Annotated in this window: 23 protein-coding genes; 13 read left to right on the top strand and 10 right to left on the bottom strand. The window is 50.1% G+C overall.

Annotated features, from left to right (window positions below; genetic code table 11):
- Positions 1–5 precede the first annotated feature (5 nt).
- On the bottom strand, positions 6–749 hold the full coding sequence (locus tag ACYQ27_RS03470) for a PRK13768 family protein (protein WP_456451954.1): 744 nt from the start codon (positions 747–749) through the stop codon (positions 6–8).
- Positions 749–1486: a cell division ATPase MinD gene (gene minD / locus ACYQ27_RS03465; RefSeq protein ID WP_456393931.1), complete on the bottom strand. Its 738-nt coding sequence runs from the start codon at positions 1484–1486 to the stop codon at positions 749–751. The genes ACYQ27_RS03470 and minD overlap by 1 nt, the downstream gene beginning before the upstream one ends.
- A gap of 107 nt (positions 1487–1593) precedes the next feature.
- On the opposite strand from minD, the gene ACYQ27_RS03460 reads away from it, so the two are divergent.
- The 3 genes from ACYQ27_RS03460 (at position 1594) to ACYQ27_RS03450 (ending at position 4302) form a co-directional block, all read left to right on the top strand.
- The gene (locus ACYQ27_RS03460; protein WP_460040995.1) at positions 1594–3408 is read left to right on the top strand and encodes a PINc/VapC family ATPase; all 1815 of its coding nucleotides are present in this window, start codon (positions 1594–1596) and stop codon (positions 3406–3408) included.
- Between the two features lie 45 nt (positions 3409–3453).
- Entirely contained in the window at positions 3454–3639 is a 186-nt protein-coding gene (locus tag ACYQ27_RS03455) for a hypothetical protein (protein WP_456451944.1), read from the top strand.
- Positions 3640–3747: 108 nt separating this feature from the next.
- A complete protein-coding gene (locus ACYQ27_RS03450) occupies positions 3748–4302 on the top strand; it encodes a Maf family nucleotide pyrophosphatase (RefSeq protein WP_456451942.1) in 555 nt (184 codons plus the stop codon).
- Positions 4303–4326: 24 nt separating this feature from the next.
- Here the strand turns inward: ACYQ27_RS03450 and ACYQ27_RS03445 are convergent, their stop codons facing one another.
- Entirely contained in the window at positions 4327–4974 is a 648-nt protein-coding gene (locus ACYQ27_RS03445) for a PHP domain-containing protein (protein WP_456451966.1), read from the bottom strand.
- Between the two features lie 128 nt (positions 4975–5102).
- Here ACYQ27_RS03445 and ACYQ27_RS03440 point away from each other — a divergent pair, with 128 nt between their 5' ends.
- The 8 genes from ACYQ27_RS03440 (at position 5103) to ACYQ27_RS03405 (ending at position 12731) form a co-directional block, all read left to right on the top strand.
- Positions 5103–5531, top strand: coding sequence for a cobalamin B12-binding domain-containing protein (locus ACYQ27_RS03440; RefSeq protein ID WP_456393961.1), 429 nt, complete (start codon positions 5103–5105; stop codon positions 5529–5531).
- A 43-nt stretch (positions 5532–5574) separates the two neighbouring features.
- A complete protein-coding gene (gene meaB, locus ACYQ27_RS03435; protein WP_456393963.1) occupies positions 5575–6531 on the top strand; it encodes a methylmalonyl Co-A mutase-associated GTPase MeaB in 957 nt (318 codons plus the stop codon).
- Positions 6528–6929, top strand: coding sequence for a methylmalonyl-CoA epimerase (mce, locus tag ACYQ27_RS03430; protein WP_456453632.1), 402 nt, complete (start codon positions 6528–6530; stop codon positions 6927–6929). Before meaB ends, mce begins: the two co-directional genes overlap by 4 nt.
- A gap of 135 nt (positions 6930–7064) precedes the next feature.
- Positions 7065–7490: a DUF835 domain-containing protein gene (locus ACYQ27_RS03425; protein WP_456453633.1), complete on the top strand. Its 426-nt coding sequence runs from the start codon at positions 7065–7067 to the stop codon at positions 7488–7490.
- A 196-nt stretch (positions 7491–7686) separates the two neighbouring features.
- Positions 7687–11253, top strand: coding sequence for a chromosome segregation protein SMC (gene smc, locus ACYQ27_RS03420; RefSeq protein ID WP_456453634.1), 3567 nt, complete (start codon positions 7687–7689; stop codon positions 11251–11253).
- A 5-nt stretch (positions 11254–11258) separates the two neighbouring features.
- Entirely contained in the window at positions 11259–11663 is a 405-nt protein-coding gene (locus tag ACYQ27_RS03415) for a HEPN domain-containing protein (protein WP_456453635.1), read from the top strand.
- Positions 11650–12069, top strand: a complete 420-nt coding sequence (locus tag ACYQ27_RS03410) for a nucleotidyltransferase domain-containing protein (protein WP_456453636.1) — start codon at positions 11650–11652, stop codon at positions 12067–12069. The genes ACYQ27_RS03415 and ACYQ27_RS03410 overlap by 14 nt, the downstream gene beginning before the upstream one ends.
- A 5-nt stretch (positions 12070–12074) precedes the next feature.
- Positions 12075–12731, top strand: coding sequence for a segregation/condensation protein A (locus ACYQ27_RS03405; RefSeq protein ID WP_456453637.1), 657 nt, complete (start codon positions 12075–12077; stop codon positions 12729–12731).
- Here the strand turns inward: ACYQ27_RS03405 and ACYQ27_RS03400 are convergent.
- From ACYQ27_RS03400 to ACYQ27_RS03390, 3 genes are read right to left on the bottom strand one after another with little or no spacing between them, the layout of a single operon-like run.
- On the bottom strand, positions 12680–13192 hold the full coding sequence (locus ACYQ27_RS03400) for a PIN domain-containing protein (RefSeq protein ID WP_456453638.1): 513 nt from the start codon (positions 13190–13192) through the stop codon (positions 12680–12682). The genes ACYQ27_RS03405 and ACYQ27_RS03400 overlap by 52 nt on opposite strands.
- Positions 13177–13398: a hypothetical protein gene (locus ACYQ27_RS03395; RefSeq protein ID WP_456393942.1), complete on the bottom strand. Its 222-nt coding sequence runs from the start codon at positions 13396–13398 to the stop codon at positions 13177–13179. The genes ACYQ27_RS03400 and ACYQ27_RS03395 overlap by 16 nt, the downstream gene beginning before the upstream one ends.
- Positions 13399–13423: 25 nt before the next feature.
- The gene (locus tag ACYQ27_RS03390; RefSeq protein ID WP_456453639.1) at positions 13424–13861 is read right to left on the bottom strand and encodes a hypothetical protein; all 438 of its coding nucleotides are present in this window, start codon (positions 13859–13861) and stop codon (positions 13424–13426) included.
- Positions 13862–13910: 49 nt separating this feature from the next.
- On the opposite strand from ACYQ27_RS03390, the gene ACYQ27_RS03385 reads away from it, so the two are divergent.
- Positions 13911–16277 (top strand): DEAD/DEAH box helicase, encoded by a 2367-nt coding sequence (locus tag ACYQ27_RS03385; protein ID WP_460040994.1) that lies wholly within the window; start codon positions 13911–13913, stop codon positions 16275–16277.
- A gap of 101 nt (positions 16278–16378) precedes the next feature.
- Here ACYQ27_RS03385 and ACYQ27_RS03380 read toward each other — a convergent pair whose 3' ends face one another.
- From ACYQ27_RS03380 to ACYQ27_RS03365, 4 genes are all read right to left on the bottom strand, one after another.
- Complete coding sequence (locus tag ACYQ27_RS03380; RefSeq protein WP_460041779.1) at positions 16379–17221, bottom strand: M55 family metallopeptidase; 843 nt, start codon at positions 17219–17221, stop codon at positions 16379–16381.
- Positions 17222–17274: 53 nt separating this feature from the next.
- Positions 17275–18348 (bottom strand): hypothetical protein, encoded by a 1074-nt coding sequence (locus tag ACYQ27_RS03375; RefSeq protein ID WP_460040993.1) that lies wholly within the window; start codon positions 18346–18348, stop codon positions 17275–17277.
- A 58-nt stretch (positions 18349–18406) separates the two neighbouring features.
- Positions 18407–18775 (bottom strand): hypothetical protein, encoded by a 369-nt coding sequence (locus ACYQ27_RS03370; RefSeq protein WP_456452778.1) that lies wholly within the window; start codon positions 18773–18775, stop codon positions 18407–18409.
- A 166-nt stretch (positions 18776–18941) separates the two neighbouring features.
- Positions 18942–19316: a hypothetical protein gene (locus ACYQ27_RS03365; RefSeq protein WP_460040992.1), complete on the bottom strand. Its 375-nt coding sequence runs from the start codon at positions 19314–19316 to the stop codon at positions 18942–18944.
- A 298-nt stretch (positions 19317–19614) separates the two neighbouring features.
- Here ACYQ27_RS03365 and ACYQ27_RS03360 point away from each other — a divergent pair, with 298 nt between their 5' ends.
- On the top strand, positions 19615–19854 hold the full coding sequence (locus ACYQ27_RS03360) for a hypothetical protein (protein ID WP_456393967.1): 240 nt from the start codon (positions 19615–19617) through the stop codon (positions 19852–19854).
- The last annotated feature ends 13 nt before the right edge of the window (positions 19855–19867 follow it).

Genomic DNA, 19867 nt, shown 5'->3' with positions numbered 1-19867 from the left:
ATTCTCTACGTTAAATCGCCACATGTGCAGTAGTGCTCGTGGGCCACGGATTCCAGATCCTCAAAGCCCCTGTGGCGTTTAGCGGATATGTAGAGGACTCTTGTCGGTGAAGCCACCTCCGGGAAAGTCAGGCACAGCTTATATGCCAGGTAGCCCTGCATGGAGGGATCAAATTTCAGGCGCGACGTCAGATAACCCATATCCTCCAGATACCTCCTGTAATCCTCCAGATTATCAACGGTGTCAATTTTATTCAGAACCGGGACTACAGCAGAGCCGAGCCTTAGCTCCATTAAGATGGCAAAAAATCGCACAAAGCAGAAATCATAAAGCCTCCTCAGAATTCCGGGATCAAAAAGATAAACAACCAGCGGGGCATCGAGGTCTTCCATAATCCTCCAGCCAAATTCATGAAAAAGAAAGGTTTCCATCTGGCCCGGGGTATCTACAAGCACATAATCGTTTTTTCTCTCAAGCTCTGCAATTGAGGTGGAATAATACTCAAGATGCTCCATAAGCCTGTCATAGCTCTCCACAATCGCCCCATTTGGACCGTAACCCTCTTTCATGATTTCATCCACGGTGATGCTCTCCCTGACATCAATATCAGGCAAGTAAATCAGGTTTCTGACACCGGTATCCAGATTCACATAGGCAACATTGTAGCCTTCAGTTTCGAGATATTTTCCAAATTCTCCTGTCAGGGTGCTCTTTCCGCTTCCTGCGGTTCCAAGAAAGAGGATCAGCATCAATACATCACCCTGGCTTTAAAGCCCGCAATGCGTGTTATCTCCTCCGCGAGCTTAATAAATGCCTTAGCACCTGGTGAATTGGGCTTGTACTCAACAACCGGAGTCCCTTCAAGGGTGGCTTCCCTCACCGCAGGATCCTCGGGTACGATGACAAGGAGGGGTATCTCCATGACCTCCTCCGCAGCCTCGGGCGGGATATCGTTCCTGCTCCTGCCGTATCTGTTGAAGACAAACCCCAAAACCGCCAGTCCGGCCTTTTTTAAAATGATTGCTACCTTCATGGTGTCTGTTATACACGAGATCTCTGGATTCGTAACCAGGATAACCTCTTCACCGCTGAGCATGGCATTCATGGCATCCATCTGAAGGCCGGCGGGGCAGTCTATAAGTATAAAGTCAAAGTCATTTTTCAGGGATTTGATTACCTCCGGGAGCTTTCTTGGATCAGCCTTCATAACATGCTCCCAGTCAACCGAAGCCGGGATAAGGGTCACGTTCTCATAGGAGGTTGAGTATATGGCATCGGTTATCTCAGCCTCTCCTGCGAGAACGTCGTGAATGGTAACATCAGCATCATCGATTCCCATGACAAGGCTTAAATTGGCCATCGTAAGGTCGGCATCAATAGCACAGACCCTCTGCCCATTTCTGCCGAGGGCAATAGCAAGATTCGCAGTGGTCGTGGTCTTGCCCGTTCCCCCCTTTCCCGATGCTATGGATATGATCCTGCCCATATTCCCACCTGGTTAAGTACTAATATCTAAACCTTTATGAACCTTTACCAAAAGCTTATAAACAGAAAACGATGTGGGAGAGTTCTTGAAGCGAAGAGGTGAGAAAGATGAGAATATTTGTTGCTGACACGAGTGTAATTGTGGACGGGCGGCTAATACAGTTCCTCAGAGGTATAGTGGGGGAAGAAAAGATCAAGCTCATAATACCTGAAGCTGTTGTTGCTGAGATTGAGCATCAGGCAAATGAGGGAAAGGCCATCGGCCATGTGGGGCTGGAAGAGCTTAAAAAACTGAGGAAGATGGCAGAGAACGGCGAACTCCTCCTTGAGTTCTATGGAAACAGGCCCGAACCATGGCAGATCAGCAAGGCTAAATCCGGGGAGATAGACAACATGATCAGGGAAACCGCAAAGGAGCTGAAGGCCACGCTCATCACGGGTGACCAGATACAGAGGGACATTGCAATAGCAAAGGGAATAGACGTCATCTACCTAAAAGCCAGAAAGGAAGTGAAACACCGTCTGGAGGACTTTTTTGATGAAGCCACCATGAGCGTCCACCTGAAGGCCGGTATAGCACCTCTAGCGAAAAAGGGAAGACCGGGAGAATGGAAGCTGGTTCCGATAAGCGGCGATATCCTTACGGATAAAGAGCTTGAAGAGATAGCGGATGATATAGTGGAGAGGGCAAAGAGAGACCCTGAATCATTTATCGAGCTCGATGAACCGGGTGCAACTGTTGTTCAGCTCAGAAACTACCGTATAGTAATAGCCAGGCCCCCCTTCGCTGACAGGATTGAGATAACCGCTGTCAGGCCGATTATAAAGCTCAGCATTGAGCACTACAGCCTCTCGGAGAAGCTCCTTGAAAGGCTCAAAGACAGGGCTCAGGGCATAATTATAGCAGGAGCCCCTGGAGAGGGTAAGACCACATTTGCCCAGGCGCTGGCGGAGTGGTATGCTTCAATGGGAAGGATAGTCAAAACAATGGAGAAACCAAGGGATCTGCAGGTGGGGGAGGAGATTACCCAGTACACCGCACTGAGCGGAAGGATGGAAAAAACAGGCGATATTCTCCTCCTCGTGAGGCCGGACTATACGATATTTGACGAGATGAGGAAGACGAGCGATTTTAAAATATACGCTGACCTGAGGCTTGCCGGTGTCGGCATGATAGGCGTTGTTCATGCCACAAGGCCCATTGACGCTGTACAGAGGTTCATAGGCAGGGTAGAGCTTGGGGTGATACCGCAGATAGTTGATACGGTGATATTCATCAGGGCGGGGGAGGTTCATAAGGTTCTGACGCTTGAGTATATGGTTAAGGTGCCGAGCGGAATGAGGGAGGAGGATCTGGCGAGGCCCGTCATAGAGGTCAGGGATTTTGAGACAGGGGAGCTTGAATATGAGATTTATACCTACGGCGAGGAGATAAGCGTTGTTCCCGTAAAGAAAAAGGAAAAATCCCCTGCACTGAAGCTGGCTGAGAAGAGGCTCAAACAGGAGATAAAGAAGTTCCTTCCGGATGTGTATGCGGAGGTTGAAATAGTCAGTCCCCACAAGGCCGTCATCTACGCCGATGAATTCGACATTCCCTCGATAATAGGCAAAAAGGGCAAGAGGATAACGGAGATAGAGAAAAGGGTTGGGATAAGCATAGATGTCAAGAGCTTCACTGAGAGGGAAGCAGAGATGCCAAAGGAAAAAATCCCTGTTGAGGTCGAGGAGAAAAAGAAGACGATGGTTCTGAGGGTTTCTCCGGACTATGCCAAAAAGCCGCTCAAGTTCTACGGCGGCGAACAGTACGTCTTCACCGCAACACCGAACAAGAAGGGCATCATCAAGGTGAGCAAGAGCACGCCGATAGGAAAGGAGCTGAAGAGGCTATTTGAGGCAGGGATCGAGGTGTGGGCAGCCCCATGAAAAACTTTTTATCATTTGCGTTCTTCTTTTTACTGGTGGTAATACGTGGGGAGTGAAGGGTCTCGGAACCCCGGGATCTGGAAGGATAAGGTCTTCTGGATTCTGGCAACAGGTGGGCTGGTGGCCTATCTGCTTGGCATTTTCGCCGGCACCGAGGCATTGCTCCTCGGGGATGTCCTCTGGGTGCTCGCCTTTGTGTATCTGCTGTTCCACACATTCAAAAAGCGTTGAGGCTCGGCTGCGAGGGTACTCATCACCCATCAGATAGCGAAATTATCGTCATCGCCTCCGTGGAGTTTTGGAGCTAAAACTTATTAAACCTGTGCAGTAGTCCCTAACATGCTGATACTGGCGTCGGGCAGTCCAAGGAGAAGGGAAATCCTGGGCAGATTCATCAGGGAGTTCAGGGTGGTGCCCAGCAGGGCCAATGAGAGCTGTGAGCTCAGTAATCCCAGAGCCTTTGCCATCGAAATCGCAAAAAGAAAAGCAAGGGAGGTCTTCTCCAGGACAGGGGGGACGGTTATAGGGGCGGATACCGTTGTCTCAATAGACGGAAGGATTCTCGGAAAACCCCGGGATGAGAGGGGAGCGTATGAAATGCTGAAGCTCCTGAGCGGGAGAATCCATCTCGTCACAACAGGCTACTGCATAATTCACGAAGGAAAGGAGCTCTGCGGTGCTGCTACCACGGAGGTAAAGTTCAGGAAACTGGGCGATGAGGAAATCCTGGCATACATAGAGACTGGAGAACCCATGGATAAAGCTGGGGCCTACGGAATACAGGGAAAGGGTGCCCTGTTTGTTGAATGGATTAAGGGTGATTTCTACAACGTTGTGGGATTTCCGGTTGAGATAATTCTCAGGCTGAGGGAGCTTGGATTTGAGGTTTTATAGTGGATTTCTGGAGATTCAGAACCCCTATAACAGCTCAGAAAACAGCAAATCTTCCATTCTCCCGCCTGCTTTCCTGAGGAGCTTCAGCGACCAGCCGATTCTGCCTACATCCCTCGGCATGTGAGCATCGCTCCCGAGGGTTAGCTTCACCCCCCTCTGAATGCAGGCCTTAACAAAGCTCAGCTCCGGAACCTTATAACGGGAGCTTATCTCAAAAGCCTTGCCATTTGCCTCCGCAAGCTCTATAACCTCCATGAGCTCCTCCTCTTCCGGATAACCGATATACGGAAATACATTGCCGAAGTGGCCGATTACATCAACGTTCTCATCCTGAAGGGCGGCCTTTATGAGTTCAAGATAGACATTGACCCTCCCGGGCTCAAGCCATACGTGGGCGGAGGCTATCACGTAATCAAGCCTCTTCGCCATTTCCTCTGTAATATCCGGGCCATCAGGGGTTATGTTGGCCTCTATGCCTGCTAAAACGGTTATTTCGCTCTCTTTTTTGAAGCGCTCGATAGTGGACACGTAGCGGTTGAATGTCGCGGAGGTGAAATAATGTATGTGGTCGCTTATGCCAACCATTCCGAGCATTCTCCGTTCGGCTTCAGCGATGTTGTCGGATATGCGCCCGACTCCGTCAGAAAACACCGTGTGGGTGTGCAGATCCATCATGATACGAAGTTGATGGAGGGGTTTAAAAATCATGAGTCTGGATAAAAAATCCATTGTAAAAGGGAGACTTGATTTTTGACAATCTTTAAATACCTCGCAGAACAAAAATCCTTCCGGTGGTGAAGATGGCCGAGCGCTCAAAAGTTAGGATTATTGTCGCCAAGCCGGGTCTGGATGGACACGATAGAGGTGCTAAAGTCATAGCAAGGGCTCTGAGGGATGCCGGATTTGAGGTCATATACACGGGAATCAGGCAGACCCCCGAGCAGATTGTCGAGAGCGTTATCCAGGAGGATGCCGATGTCCTCGGGATAAGCATACTCTCCGGAGCCCACATGGTTCTCATTCCGAAGATTCTCAGACTCCTTGAGGAAAAGGGCCTCAAACCAAATAGGGATGTTCTCGTAATCGCAGGGGGCATTATCCCGCCTGATGATGCTCAGGAGCTTGAAAGGATAGGCGTTGCAAAGGTTTTCGGTCCCGGGAGCCCGATAGAGGATATAGTTGCATTCATAGACGAGAACATCACGAAGCTCAGGAAGTTCTCATCCTAAAGTTTTATATTTCTCCGGTGGATAATTTAACCAAGTGGTTGGCATGATAGATGATTTAATTGATAGAATGCTCGGGGGAGACAAAAGGGCCGCCGCGAGGCTCATAACCCTCGTGGAAAACGACGATGAAAAGGCCAGGGAGATAGTTAAAAAAATCTACAGATACACCGGAAATGCCCATGTGGTTGGAATAACAGGGCCCCCAGGTTCCGGAAAATCCACGCTTCTGGACAAGCTTATAAAAGTTGTCCGTAAGGAGGGCAGTATTGTAGGGGTCATTGCAATAGACCCGACGTCTCCATTTACAGGCGGGGCTTTGCTGGGGGACAGAATAAGGATGCAGAGACACTCAACAGACCCGGGGGTTTTCATAAGAAGCATGGCAACGCGCGGAAGCCTCGGTGGACTGGCGAAGGCGACCAGCGATGCAATAAAGGTTCTCGATGCATTTGGATGTGATGTTATCTTCGTGGAGACGGTTGGTGTCGGCCAGATAGAGGTCGACATAGTAAAGACAGCAGATACGGTAGTTTTAACAACCGTTCCGGGCCTGGGAGACGACATTCAGGCCATAAAAGCGGGTTTAATGGAGATAGCCAACATCTTTGTTGTGAACAAGGCAGACAAAGAAGGGGCGGATGCAACGGTTTTTGAGCTTGAGCTGATGCTTGACCTCGAAAAGGAAAAATGGAGAAACTCATGGCGGCCCAGGATTTTAAAAACTGTTGCCATGACAGGCAGGGGCGTGGAGGAACTGTGGAGTGTTATCAAGGAGCACAGGGAATATCTCCTGAAAACAGGCAGAATAACAGAGAAAAGGAAATTCAGGGCGGAGGAGGAGGTAAAAACAATCGTGTCGAGCATGATAGCAAAAAGAATCGGCAAAAAGATGCAGGATGAAGAGCTCATGTACCTCATAGATAAAATCATCAGCAGGGAGCTCGACCCGTATTCCGCCGCCGAGGTTGTGCTGGAAAAAAGTCTGGGGGTGAAGGTATGATAAGGAAAATAGACCATATTGGAATAGCCGTCAGGAATCTGGAGGAGGCCATAAAAATATGGGAAGGGCTCGGCCTCAGGGTTGATGAGATAGAGGAGGTGCCGAGGGAGAAGATAAGGGCAGCAATACTCCACGTTGGCGAAAGCAGGATTGAGCTTCTCGAGCCCATGGATGAGAGCTCGGCGATAGCGAAGTTTATAGCCAAGAGAGGGGAGGGAATACACCACATTGCCCTCGGCGTTGAGAACATCGAGGAGCACATGAAAGACCTCAGGGAAAAAGGGTACCGCCTGATCTATGAGGAGCCGAAGGAGGGCGCCGGGGGAGCCAGGATAACATTCGTGCACCCGAAGAGCACGGGCGGAATACTCCTTGAGCTCTGCGAAAGGAAGGAGTAGCCCGGTGCATCTCTTTTGCTCTTTTTAAAACTGCAACATAACATTGAGATATACTTTATGTATTTCAAATGGACTGGGTAAAACTTATAAGATGTTATGAAAAACATTAAGTGGCCATCCGGCCGGAGGGGGAGAATGCTCGGGATTTTTCGCAGCGGAGGAATTGACCTGCAGGTGATCGATTATAGGGACGTAGAGAAAATTCTGAACAGAAATACAACCAGACACAAGATTCTAATAACCCGAAAGCACCCCCGCCTCATAAAGCCGCAGAACGTATATCCAATCTGGATAAGCAAGCTGGAGCATCCACAGGCCGTCCATCCCTCCCAGCTCTACCGTATAGAGCATCTAACGTGGGAGCATGCCCAGAGGCAGCCTTCGGATATTATTCTTGATGCCCTTGAGTACCTCATGATCGAGCACGGTGTTGTTTCCACGCTGAGGTTTGTGGGAAAGCTCAGGGATATGGCGGTTCTAACCAACTCCAACTTTTATGTTAGCGTTAGCGATGGCATAGATGAAAAGACCAAAGCCCTGATCAGGAGAATAGTGGAGTAGGGAGCTCTTCTTTGAGGGTTTTCTTGAAATATCCCGGTTCTCATAAACCATTGAAACCTGTCCTTGGGGGAATTTAATTTTGTAGAGTGCTCACATGGAGACATTCAAGGAAAACAAATGCACAACCCGAAACATGACGGGAACTGAGGTAAAGTTATATAACCATCAATGCAATTCTTAAACTTAGGTGTATAAGATGCCATACATTGAGAAGCTCGAAATGAAGGGTTTCAAATCATACGGTAACAGGAAGGTCGTAGTTCCATTTTCTAAAGGATTCACAGCGATTGTTGGTGCCAATGGCAGCGGTAAAAGCAACATAGGGGATGCTGTTCTCTTTGTTCTCGGCGGGCTCTCGGCCAAAGCCATGAGGGCCACAAGAATAAGCGATTTAATATTTGCAGGAACCAAAACAGAGGCCCCATCAAAATACGCGGAGGTTGCCATGTATTTCAACAACGAGGACAGGGGATTTCCGCTGGATGAGGATGAAGTTGTCATCAAGAGGCGCGTTTATCCCGATGGCAGGAGCACCTACTGGCTGAACGGAAAGAGAACAAGCAGGAGCGATATCCTCGATATCCTGAGTGCCGCCATGATTTCCCCCGAGGGCTACAACCTGGTTCTTCAGGGAGATATAACAAAGTTCATCAAAATGAGCCCGACGGAAAGGCGGCTGATCATAGATGAGATTTCTGGTATAGCCGAGTATGACTCCAAGAAATCGAAGGCACTGGAAGAACTGAAGCAGGCAGAGGAGAATCTGGCGAGGGTTGACCTGCTCATAGGCGAAGTTAAAAAGCAGCTGGATAAGCTGGAGCGGGAGAGGAACGATGCGCTGAGATACCTCGACCTCAAGGAGAAGCTTGAGAAGGCGAAGGTGACCCTCCTAGTTGGAGAAATCCGGATGCTGGAGAGCGAGATCGAGGAGGGCAGGCTCAGGAGCACTCAGGTGGAGGAGGAAATAGGACAGATTGAGGGCAGGTTGAGGGAAATTGCAAAGGAGATAGTTGCAAAGGAGAGGGAGCTGGAGGACATTGAAAAGGAGCTGGAGGAAAAGAGCGAGGACGGCATCCTCGATATCACGAGGAGGATAAGCGAGGTCCACTCAAAGATAGAGATGGCAAAGAAGAACATAGAACTGGCAGAGAAAGAGATAGAAGAGAGCCAGAGGAGACTGGCGAAGGCAAAGGAAGACCTCAAAAAAGTTTCAGCGGAGATAGATAAAAGCAGAAACGCCATCGAGAGATGGAAGAGAAGAAAGGAAAAGCTCCTGAAGGATATTGAGAGAAAGGAAGTTGAGAGAAACGAGCTGGTCATCAGGCTTGGGGAGATAGATAAGAACTTCTCCATCGCTAAACAGGATTTTGATAGGGTTACGGAGGAGCTTGAAGAGGCCAAGAAGGATATGTACCTGAAGGAGAGCGACATAAACAAGTTCAGCGATGAAATTGAGGGTCTGCGGGCCAAAATAGTCCAGAACAATGCCAAAAGAGCGGCCATCCGGGAAAAGATAGAAGAGGCACGGCAGGCCATGGAGGAGAAGAAGGCCGAGCTCGGCGAGATTGAAAGCAGAATGAGCAGAGCCGAGAGCAGGCTTAGAAGGATCGAGAAGGAGCTGGAGGAAAAAAGCAGGAAATACCAGAAAATCGCGGAAGAACATGAAAAAGCCAAAAACGATCTCATAAAAGCAGAGGCACAGAGGGAGGCCAGAGGGAACAGGGCCATTGAGGCCATCAAGAGGGCCAATATTGAGGGAGTATACGGCTCGCTGGGAGAGCTGATAAGGGTCAGGGAGGAGAGATATTTCACTGCGGTGGATGTTGCTCTCGGCTCCCATGCGGACAACATCGTGGTTGAAGACGACAGGGTGGCTGAAAAGGCAATAGAATTCCTGAAGAAGAACAAACTGGGCAGACTAACGTTTCTTCCCCTGAACAAGATAAAACCCCGTTCCATGAGGGAAAAACCGCCCTTTGGAACACCGGCAATGGATCTGGTGGAATACAACCCGCGCTTCAGGAATGCCGTCTCCTATGCCCTTGGAGACACCCTCGTTGTCAGTGATATGGATGAGGCAAGAGCTGTCGGCATAGGAAAGCTCAGGATGGTAACGCTGAGCGGGGAGCTCCTTGAGAGGAGCGGTGCCATAGTTGGCGGTTATTACAGACCGAGGAGCAGGCTCACCATAAACACTGAAGAGCTAAGAAAACGTGTTCAGACCCTTGAGAGGGAGAAGGAAGGCCTGGAAAGCGCAATCAACGCCCTGAAGGTTGAGCTCAAGGGGCTTGAGAGGGAACTCTTTGAGCTGAGGATGAAGAAAAGCGATGCAGGCAAAGACCTTCAGGTTCTGCAGAAGGAAATGGAGAGGCTCCTGGCCGAAGACCGGGCCTTAAAAGAGGAGATTGAAGAAAGTGAGAAAAAAATTGAGCTCCTCCAGAAAAAAATCGAAAATAGCAGGGGAGAGCTGGCGAAGCTGAAGGGAAAAATCCAGAGGCTTGAACGGAAAAAGGAGAAGCTCAAGAAGGCTCTGGATAATCCTGAAGCAAGGGAGATCAACCAGCAGATAAGGGAGGTTGAGCATGAGATCAGCAAGCTGCGGGAGGAGCTCAGCAAGATCGAATCAAAGCTTGAAGGTCTCGACATAAGAATAAACGAGGAACTGATTCCAAGAAAAGCTGATCTTGAAGAGGAAATTGAGGGACTCATAAACAGGATAAATGCCCTCAGGAAGAACATTGCCACAAATGAGGAGGCGATTGAAAAATTAAAGGGAGAGCTCAGGGAACTTGAGAAACTCGAAGATGAGGTAAAGGAGGAACTCAGGGAACTGAGAAACAGAAGGGAAGAGCTGAGAAAGGAGATTGAGGAGCTGAGGGAGGAAAAAGATCAGCTTGGAGTAAAAATGCAGAACCTCCGGATAGAGGCAAACACTCTGAAGGTGCAGATGATTCAGTTCAGGAATCAGCTCGAAGAGAGGAGAGGTGAGCTGAAGCACTACGATGCAAAGCTCATAAAGTCGGTAAAGGAAATTCCGCTTGACCTCAGGCAGCTGAAGAGGGAAATCGAGGGGATGGAGCAGGAAATAAAAGACCTTGAGCCTGTGAACATGAAAGCCATAGAGGACTTTGAGGTTGTTGAGAGGAGATACCTTGAGCTGAAATCCAAGAGAGAGCAGCTCGAAGCCGAGAAGGATAGCATAGTGGAGTTCATACAGGAGATAGAGAGCCAGAAGAAGAACGTCTTTATGCAGACCCTGATGGCAATAGCCGAAAACTTTTCGGAGCTCTTTGCCAAGCTCTCTCCGGGAGGAAGCGCAAAGCTCATCCTTGAGAACCCGGACGACCCATTCGCCGGAGGCCTTGAGATAGAGGCCAAGCCTGCAGGAAAGGACGTCAAGAGGATAGAGGCCATGAGCGGCGGTGAGAAGGCTTTAACTGCCCTTGCCTTCGTCTTCGCGATACAGAGGTATAAGCCTGCTCCGTTCTACCTCTTTGACGAGATCGATGCCCACCTCGACGATGCCAACGTCAAGCGCGTTGCGGATTTGATAAAGGAGGCCTCCGAGAACAGCCAGTTTATCGTGATAACGCTCAGGGATGTCATGATGGCCAATGCCGAGAAGATAATCGGCGTATCAATGCACAACGGAGTTTCCAGAGTGGTTTCCCTGAGCCTTGAGAAGGCCATGAAGATACTCGAAGAGGCCAGGAGAAAAAGCGATGCTGAGCACGAGGAGATGTTCGGGCATTTGAGAGGGTGAATCCAATGTTCGACAGGGAAGAGTTCGAGCGGTGGCTGTCTCAGGCCGAGTATACCCTCAGGAGTGCCGAGAATGACCTAAATTCCAAATTTTATTCATGGGCGTGCTTTAAGGCCCAGCAGGCGGCGGAGTACACCATAGAGGCTTTGCTCTTTGGGCTGGGGGTTATGGCTTACGGCCATTCAATAAAGAAACTGCTCGACATACTATCCGGGGAGATTGAGGTTCCGGAAGGGCTTTTTGACAATGCCAGGATGCTGGACAGGCATTACATCCCCCCACGATACCCAGACGCATACATAGAAGGTGCTCTCTACGAGTACTACGGGGAAAAGGACGCCCTTGAGGCCATCAATTCTGCACGCGAGGTCATCGCCTTTGTCAGGAGGGTGGCGGATGAGGTCAGGTGAACTGCCGTATTGGGGGGACATTCAGGAATACGTGGAGGCCCTCAAAGGTGCACTCCGGCCTAAATTAATATTGCTGTACGGCTCACTGGCAAGGGGAACCTTCGGGCTGGGGAGTGACATTGACATCCTCGTGATATCTGAAAACCTCCCCAAAAGTCCAAACGAGCGCCTTAAACTCCTCTACGAGCTCGACAGAACCCGGGCCCCGATAGATGCCAAGACCTACACTCCCGGGGAAGTGAAAAAGATGTTCCTCAAGGGACATCCCCTCATCATGGACGCCCTATCCGACGGAAAAATCCTCTACGCGGATGAAGATTATCTCAGAGAACTTATGGCGATGTTCAAAGTAGCCAGGAGAAAGTTCCGCCGTTTTGAGAGGGGCTGGATTAGGATTGAGAGGTGAAGCTTATGGAATCGCGCCGTGAGGAAGAGGTAACCCCCGTCGATATTCTCCTCCAGCTCGTCACCATGGGCAAGGTCGACCCGTGGAATATTGACATCGTGGATTTAACCGAGAAGTACATCGAGAGGCTCAGGGAGATGAAGGAGCTTGATCTGAGGCTCTCAGCCCGGGCCATTTTGGCCGCTTCAATTCTTTTAAGGATGAAGACCGAGGCCCTGCTCTATGGAGATGAGGAAAAAGAGGAGGAGCATGAGGAGCGCATAAGGGTTGAGGTTGAGCCCCTGGCTCCGCCGCTCAGGAGAGTTGAACGCTACTACACCTTCGACGACCTTATAGAGGCCCTCATGGATGCACTGGAGGAGGCCGAAAAGAGAAAGCCAAGGAAAAGAAAAAGGGTTGAAATCGAGGAGGAGATATTCGTTGTCGATGACTTCCGTGTGGATGTCGAAAAGCACGTCAGCAGGCTCTATGAGATAGTGAAGAGGCTCCATGAAGAGTCAGGGGAAAGGATAAACTTCTGGGAGCTTGTGTTTGACCCAACGCCGAAGATAGTGGCGAGAACCTTCCTCTATCTGCTCTTCCTTGCCAACAGGGGAAAAATTGAACTCATTCAGGAGGAGCCCTTCGGGGAGATATTTGTGGTGCCCGTGGCGGGAGCATGAGAGTCTTTTCCTTCCTTTACCCATCTCAGGAACTCAGAGGGCGTTATAACTTGGATTCCAAAATTTTTAAGGCTCTCAACGTTGTAATCTTTGGTGTTCCACGTCAGGATAACTACATTAGTGTATTCTTCTTTTAGCATTAACGCACAGGCCACAAAGGGTGCGTCTGCGGCATCCTGAACGTATTTCTCTGCCTCTTGTTTATATGGGTAGAGCTGGGAGGTTGATACCAGTGTCATTGGTTCAAATATGACTTCCATTGCAATTTTGATTTCCTCAGGGATCATCTTGGCCTTTGTTGCGATCTCATCAATGTGGTTCAGTATCTCCTCTTTAACGGCCTCAGGGTGAAAAAACGGGAGCAGTTCCGGATAAAGGGTGAGAATGTACCTATTGAGACCTCCAGATCGAATAAGCGCTGCGAAGATAACGTTGGTATCAACGACTACAGCGATTTCCATGCTTCTTTCCCCACAATCTTTGAGAGTTCCTTGGCATTCCTCATATCGAGCTTGGAGTTCATAGAGATGGCTTCCAAGACAAGAAACCGTTGAAGCGCCCTAACCAACCGTTCCTCGGGCACACCACGTATCTTGGCGAGGAGTTTAAACTCCGGAGGAATTGGAACTTCCATTGTGGAGGGAGCATGACCACTTACGTCACCCATTACTCTCACCTGAAAGTGATTATTCCTATTCCCTCTTAACCTTTTCCCGCTCCGCCCCCTTTGCCGGCCTTATCGTTATGATCAGCAGGGGTTCTTCGCTCCCTATGTAGAGGCCCTTCTTTTCCCGGTTCATGTAGAAGCAGTACCTTCCATCCGGAAGGCCTTCAACGAATTTCCGGGGGACTGTATGCCTGGCTGTTCTCCCATCGAAGAAGACGCAGTCATACACTTCCGAAATCTCTGAAACCCTCTTTTTGATTTCCTCACGGGAGAGCACCTCGCATTCGAGCCTGGCACAGACAAGGCTCTTTCTCCCGTCCGTGAAGATTACCACCCTCTCGTTCACGTCAATTCTCTGCGAGCGGTCGAGGAAGTCCCACAGTGCAGAATACATCCTTTCAGGTCTTCTCCTCTTCGCCAGCCTTTTGACGAGCCTCTCCCGGGCGTGTCTCGTGAGGAGCATGACCTAACTTCGTCCGAGAATTTATAAACTTCGCCGAGGATATAGGCACATGTATCTCCGCCGCGATATAATCGAGCCCCGCGTTTATCAGGAGGTAATCTATGCGAGATGCAAGAAAACCAACTGCCTCGTGGTTCTTCCGACGGGGTTAGGAAAGACGCTTATAGCCATGCTCATAGCCGATTATAGGCTCTCGAAGTACGGGGGAAAAGTCCTCATGCTCGCCCCGACGAAGCCTTTGGCAGTCCAGCACGCCGAGAGCTTCAGGCGGCTCTTTGACATCTCCCCAGAGAAGATAAACGTCCTTACAGGCGAGCTCTCGCCCAAGCAGAGGGCCGAGCTGTGGGAGAGGAGTGTTATCGTGACGGCTACGCCCCAGACCGTTGAAAACGACATCCTCACCGGAAAAATCTCCTTAGAGGACGTTGTTCTGCTCGTTTTTGACGAGGCCCACAGGGCGGTGGGGAACTACTCCTACGTCTTCATAGCCAGGGAGTACCTTAAAACCGCTAAACACCCGCTCGTGCTCGGCCTTACGGCATCCCCCGGAAGCGACGAGGAGAGGATACGCGAGATAATCAGGAACCTCGGGATAGAGCGCATCGAGATTAGGACGGAGAGCTCGCCCGACGTCAAGCCCTACGTTCAGAGAATTGCATTCGAGTGGCTGAAGGTTGAACTCCCCGGCATCTACAAGGAGGTGCGGAAACTGCTCCGGGAGATGCTCAAGGAGAGCCTCAAGCCCCTCGCCCAGTTCAAGCTCGTCTCGACTTACTCGCCGGACATCTCCAAAAGGGAAGTCCTACAGGCGGGCTCAAGGATAAACCAAGAGGTCGCGAGGGGCAACTACGAGCTCGGCCGGCTTAGAATGTACCAGGCCAAGGCGGTGAAGCTGCAGCACGCGATAGAACTCCTCGAAACGCAGGGGCTGACCGCGCTGAGGAACTACATTAAAAAGCTCCGTGAGGACAAAAGAACTAAATCCAGCAGGCAGCTCATGGAAGACCCGCGCATGAGGAAAGTGATATACCTCCTCGTCCAGGCGAAGGAGCTTGGCCTCGACCACCCGAAGATGGAGAGCATGCTGGAGATGGTTAAGGAGCAACTGAAGAAAAAGCCGAACTCAAAAATCATAGTTTTCACCAACTACCGCGACACCGGGAGGAAGATCGTCGAGGTTCTCCGCGGTGAGGGAGTAACTGCCGAGCGCTTCATCGGCCAGGCGAGCAGGAGCAACGACCGGGGGATGAGCCAGAAGGAGCAGAAAGAAACCCTTGAGCGTTTTTCCAGGGGAGAGTTTAACGTTCTTGTTGCCACGAGCGTCGGCGAGGAAGGCCTTGACGTGCCTGAAGTTGACCTCGTCGTCTTCTACGAGCCGGTGCCTTCTGCCATAAGGAGTATCCAGAGGCGCGGAAGGACCGGGAGGCACAGGCCGGGAAGGGTAGTTATACTGATGGCCCGGGGGACGCGCGATGAAGCCTACTACTGGAGCTCAAGGAGAAAAGAAAAGGGCATGTTCGAGGCTATAAAAAAGATAGCGCGTGAACTTGAAAAAGCTCATCCACACCGGGCTGAAATAAGGGAAAAGGTTCCGGAGCGTGTTGAGATGCCTTCGAAGGGGAAGATAACCCCGCTCGATGAGTTCCTGAAGCCGAAGGAAAAGGCTGAGAAAAAGGTGGAACAGGCCGAGAAACCCACGCCTTCCAAGGAGGAGGTCTATGAAAAGCTACCGATAAAGCCCGTCTTTGTGAAAAAACCGAAGGGGATAGTCGTCTACGTTGACAGCCGCGAGCTGAGGAGCGGCGTTCCAAAGCACCTGAAGGAGCTCGGGGGGGAGATAGAGGTCAGAACCCTCGACGTTGCCGACTACGTTGTGAGTGAGGAGGTCGGGATAGAAAGGAAGAGCGCCAACGACTTCATACAGTCCATCATAGACGGCAGGCTCTTCGACCAGGTTGAGCGCTTAAAGAAGGCCTACGAGAAGCCGGTGATAATCATAGAGGGCGAACTCTATGGCATAAGGAACGTCCACCCCAACGCGATCAGGGGTGCCATAGCCGCCGTAACCCTCGACTGGGGGGTTCCTATACTCTTCTCCTCTGGAACGGAAGAGACAGCCCAGTTCATATACCTCATGGCCAAGCGCGAGCAGGAGGAGAGGAAGAAGGAGGTAAGGCTGAGGAGCGAGAAGAAGGCTCTAACGCTGGCAGAGAGGCAAAGGCTTATAGTGGAAGGCCTGCCCAACGTCTCGGCGACGCTGGCCAAGAGGCTCCTTAAGCACTTCGGAAACGTGGAGAGGGTTTTCACGGCAACGGAAGAAGAGCTGAAAGAGGTCGAGGGAATAGGTAAAAAGAAGGCGAGGGAGATAAGGAAGGTGATAACCGCCCCCTACGTTGAGGATGAGGACAAAGCTTAAGTCAGGATTCTGGAAGATTATGTTGCCCCCGGGAAACCGCGGGGGATGAGCGCCTCGGCGAGCGGTGATTCCCCTTCGCTCCCCGGGGGCACACTCCCCGATTACCTCGTCACTATCGCATTCACCCCAGCCGCGGCCAAGGTTAGCAGCTCGAACACCTTGTAGGCTTCTTCCACCGTTTTGGTCTCGAACTCGACCGTCTTTCCATTAATGCGCTTCACGAAGGGCAGAAGTTCGGCGGTATCTGCCATGTCACTTCTGAGGAAGCGAACCCTAACGTGGACGGGCTCCTTAGTTACGAGCGGCTTTGCCTCTCCCTTCTTCAGCCTCTCAACGGCTTCTATAACCCCCTCCCTCAGCATGGCCTTTATCCTGCGCATTCCGGGGCTCTTGGCGGCGTAGCGCGAGGGGGACTCCTTGAAGGGGACGCCAACCGCCCAGGGGGTGAATGTTTTAACGTCAGTCTCTATAAGCTTCTTATCGCCGCCAACGAGGATAACCGGAATCCCCCAGCTTCCGAGGAGGTACGCGTTGAGAAGAAACTCGCTCACCTCGACGCCGTTGATTTCCAGACTGTCTATTGATGCTCCACTGTATGTGTGGTCGAAGGTTGCATAGGCCGTTCCGGCCTTGGCATGATAGCCGAGGAAGAGAGCTGCATCGCTCCCCTTTGCGAAGGCCACCATGCTGAGGGGCCTCGGAAAGCCCCTAATGAGCTCTATGTAATCTGGAGTGTCCTCGGGCAGAATGTTCACCATCGGGCCGTGACTGTCGGCTACGATGATCTCATCAAAACCGTTTTCGTGAAGCGCTTCGGCCGTGACCTTTACTATCTCCGTTGCTATCTTCCTCGCTTCCGGGTACAGGGCACCCTTTACGAACAGGTGCTCCCTGCTGACTATGTAGGGCAGACCCTCAAGGTCGAGGGATATGAATGCACGCATCGGCATCACCACGATAAAAATCGAAGCGGTGAAAGAAAAGTTTTATGGTTGGATTATTTCTTTCTCAGCATCAGAGGAAGGAGGGAGAGTGCTGCAAGGCCCCCAATACCGCATATCCTCGATGAAGCTCCGGAATGCCACGATGTTTTGCTGCTTCTCAGTTTCAATTTCTCTGGCATGTTTTGAAAATTAACCCGCGGTGTCAGTATCCGCACCCCATCATCCGAAACCTGGAGAAGGGGGAGTTCCCTGAGCTTCCCATTCCAGTAGAGATAAAGGGACAGGTTCAGCGGTCTCGGAGGACTGCTCTTTTCAAAGGGAACCAATGCTATAACGTCGCCACCCCAGTAGTTCCCTTCCCTCTGCACCCACATGCTCCTGTTGGCGAAGCCGACTCCGATACTCGGAGGGATTATCAAAAGAGTATTGTTTAAGAAGACCGCACAGCTTTTATTGACGGGTTCGACTCTTCTCCGGAGTTCATTCAGGGGAAGCTTGTGGTTGGAGGGCAGGAACTGAACGTAATTGTCTTCCACCTTTGGAACGAGGCACTCTTTATTTATCAGGGTAAAGTTCCTGAAGAGACGGGGGTAAAAGAAAGACCTGTCCTTTAACGTTAAGTTCTCACCTCTGGAGACGGGGTTTATCGAATTATCTATTTTGTATAGGGTCCTCATCCCCCTTGGATACGGAAACGTCAGGAAGTATGGCAATGAAACGTTTATGGTGTATCCGCTCGGGAAGGGCACCTCCCCAAGTCTTTGAATCACCCCATCACGGTACCGGATTACGGTTACAGTGTCGGAGGCAGGGGGTTCCCTCATCGGAAAACTCGTGTTGCCTGATGTAAGGAGGAAGATGTAAAGCCAGCCGTTGTAAAACTCAAAGGGTGGAAATTCCCGCCCGGAGAACGCCATGAAGTCGATGTAGTAAGCTCCGCTCCGGTTAACGTAAAAGAGAAAATAACTCCAAGGTAGGACCGGTTTGAGGACTCCATTTGAAAAATGTCCCGCCTTCTCGTGGTAGTTGTACTCGACCCCGATCAGGACGCCTTCTGAGTCCTCATAGAACACAAACGGCTGGAGCGATATTCCCCAGGGACGGGAATTATAGTCGGGATCTGCCAACGCCGTTGGAAGCATAGATAAAATTAGCAAAAGAGTGAAAAGACCGAATGGCCTGCCCCTAGACATAACCGCATACCCCATCAAGATATTCAAGCGCTTTAACATCCACGTCATAATAATAAGCCCTCTGTGAAGGTTTTCCGAGGACTCTAAGGTAATCGCAGGCTCTCTGTCTATAAACAGAACTCGTCAGAACCGCACCATCACACTCGAATTCATAGTATATGTTGTCAATACCTCTATAGTTATAACGGTCGCTCTTGGCTTCATCAACATATTCTTTCCAACTTTGAAGTGTTGAAATTTCCGCGGGAGTAATATACCCCTGATAATATCCCGGTTGCAGGAATACCCAGTCAAAGTAATATGCCCCATGTGTTCGTATGAACCAGGGTTGAATATCCTCAGGTCTTTTATTTTCTCCCATGATGTGGTGTGCACATATGGTATCCATATAAACTCGAAGCCTGCACTGTGTATCATAGCAGCCAACTCAGAAATTGCCTCTTCCCACGAAAGACCATTCGTTGAGGGGAACATCATAGGGGATTCAAAATTCCAGCAGAATCCCCTGAGATTTGGATCAGAGGATATCATGAACATTTCAACCCAACTTTTCCAATATTCCAGCCCCTCATGTCTTCCAAAGAGCAATCTGAGGAACTGCAGTATGTTCTGTGTTTATAGAAGAGAATCTCGACGTAATACGGCATTATCATGTTATCGCTCAAAAACTCTGAGAGACTGTACGCATCTTCTTCCGGATTGCCCGTGTATATCATATCCCTTCCTTCTCCGTGACTTTTAACTTTCTTTTTTGTGGTATCGAGTATCACGAGGCTGTTTATGCCGATATACTGAAGTTCATTCTGAACATCCTGCATCTGAGTATCCCCTCCGTATTTCATCAGGCTTCTAATGTCCTCTCCGTTCTCTGACTCCAGATACCACAATCCGGATGTTGCCATGTTAATTCCTCCGAAGGTCTTTAGTTAATTCTACATTTTGTTGGTTTATAACTATTTTCATTAAAATTTTAAATACATCATGAAACAGGAATAACTCTGAAGATGTCACCGGAGGGAGAAACCAAAGATAGCCTCATGCTCATCGAAGTCATCCTCCCAAAAACCCGGAGAAACTAAGATGCTTTCTTGAAGCCCCTTCAAAGATAACCCCCAGGAATATAACCAGTTCTCTTTAATAATCCCCACTCATGAAAAAGGTTATATAGACCTTCTTTCATAAAATAGAGTGGTGACAGATATGCAAATTGTTGAACTCGACATAAGATTGCCCTATGATGGAAGAGGGAAGGTTTTAAAGAAGATAGTCTCCCGGGTGAGGGGTAAAATAAGGGATATACACTTCTTCCCGCCCAATGTACTGGGCATCAGTGAGATAAGGATGGAAGTTGAGGCCGAAAATATCAGGAAGCTCATTAGAGAGCTCAGAAATGTCATGGAGGAAGGCAAAGTTTCATTCAAAGTCCTCAGTGATGCCTGAGAGTTTGAACATA

The sequence above is a fragment of the Thermococcus atlanticus genome (assembly GCF_054657855.1).
The sequence above is the reverse complement of the archived record's forward strand: the minus strand, read 5'-3'. Positions and strand labels throughout refer to the sequence as shown.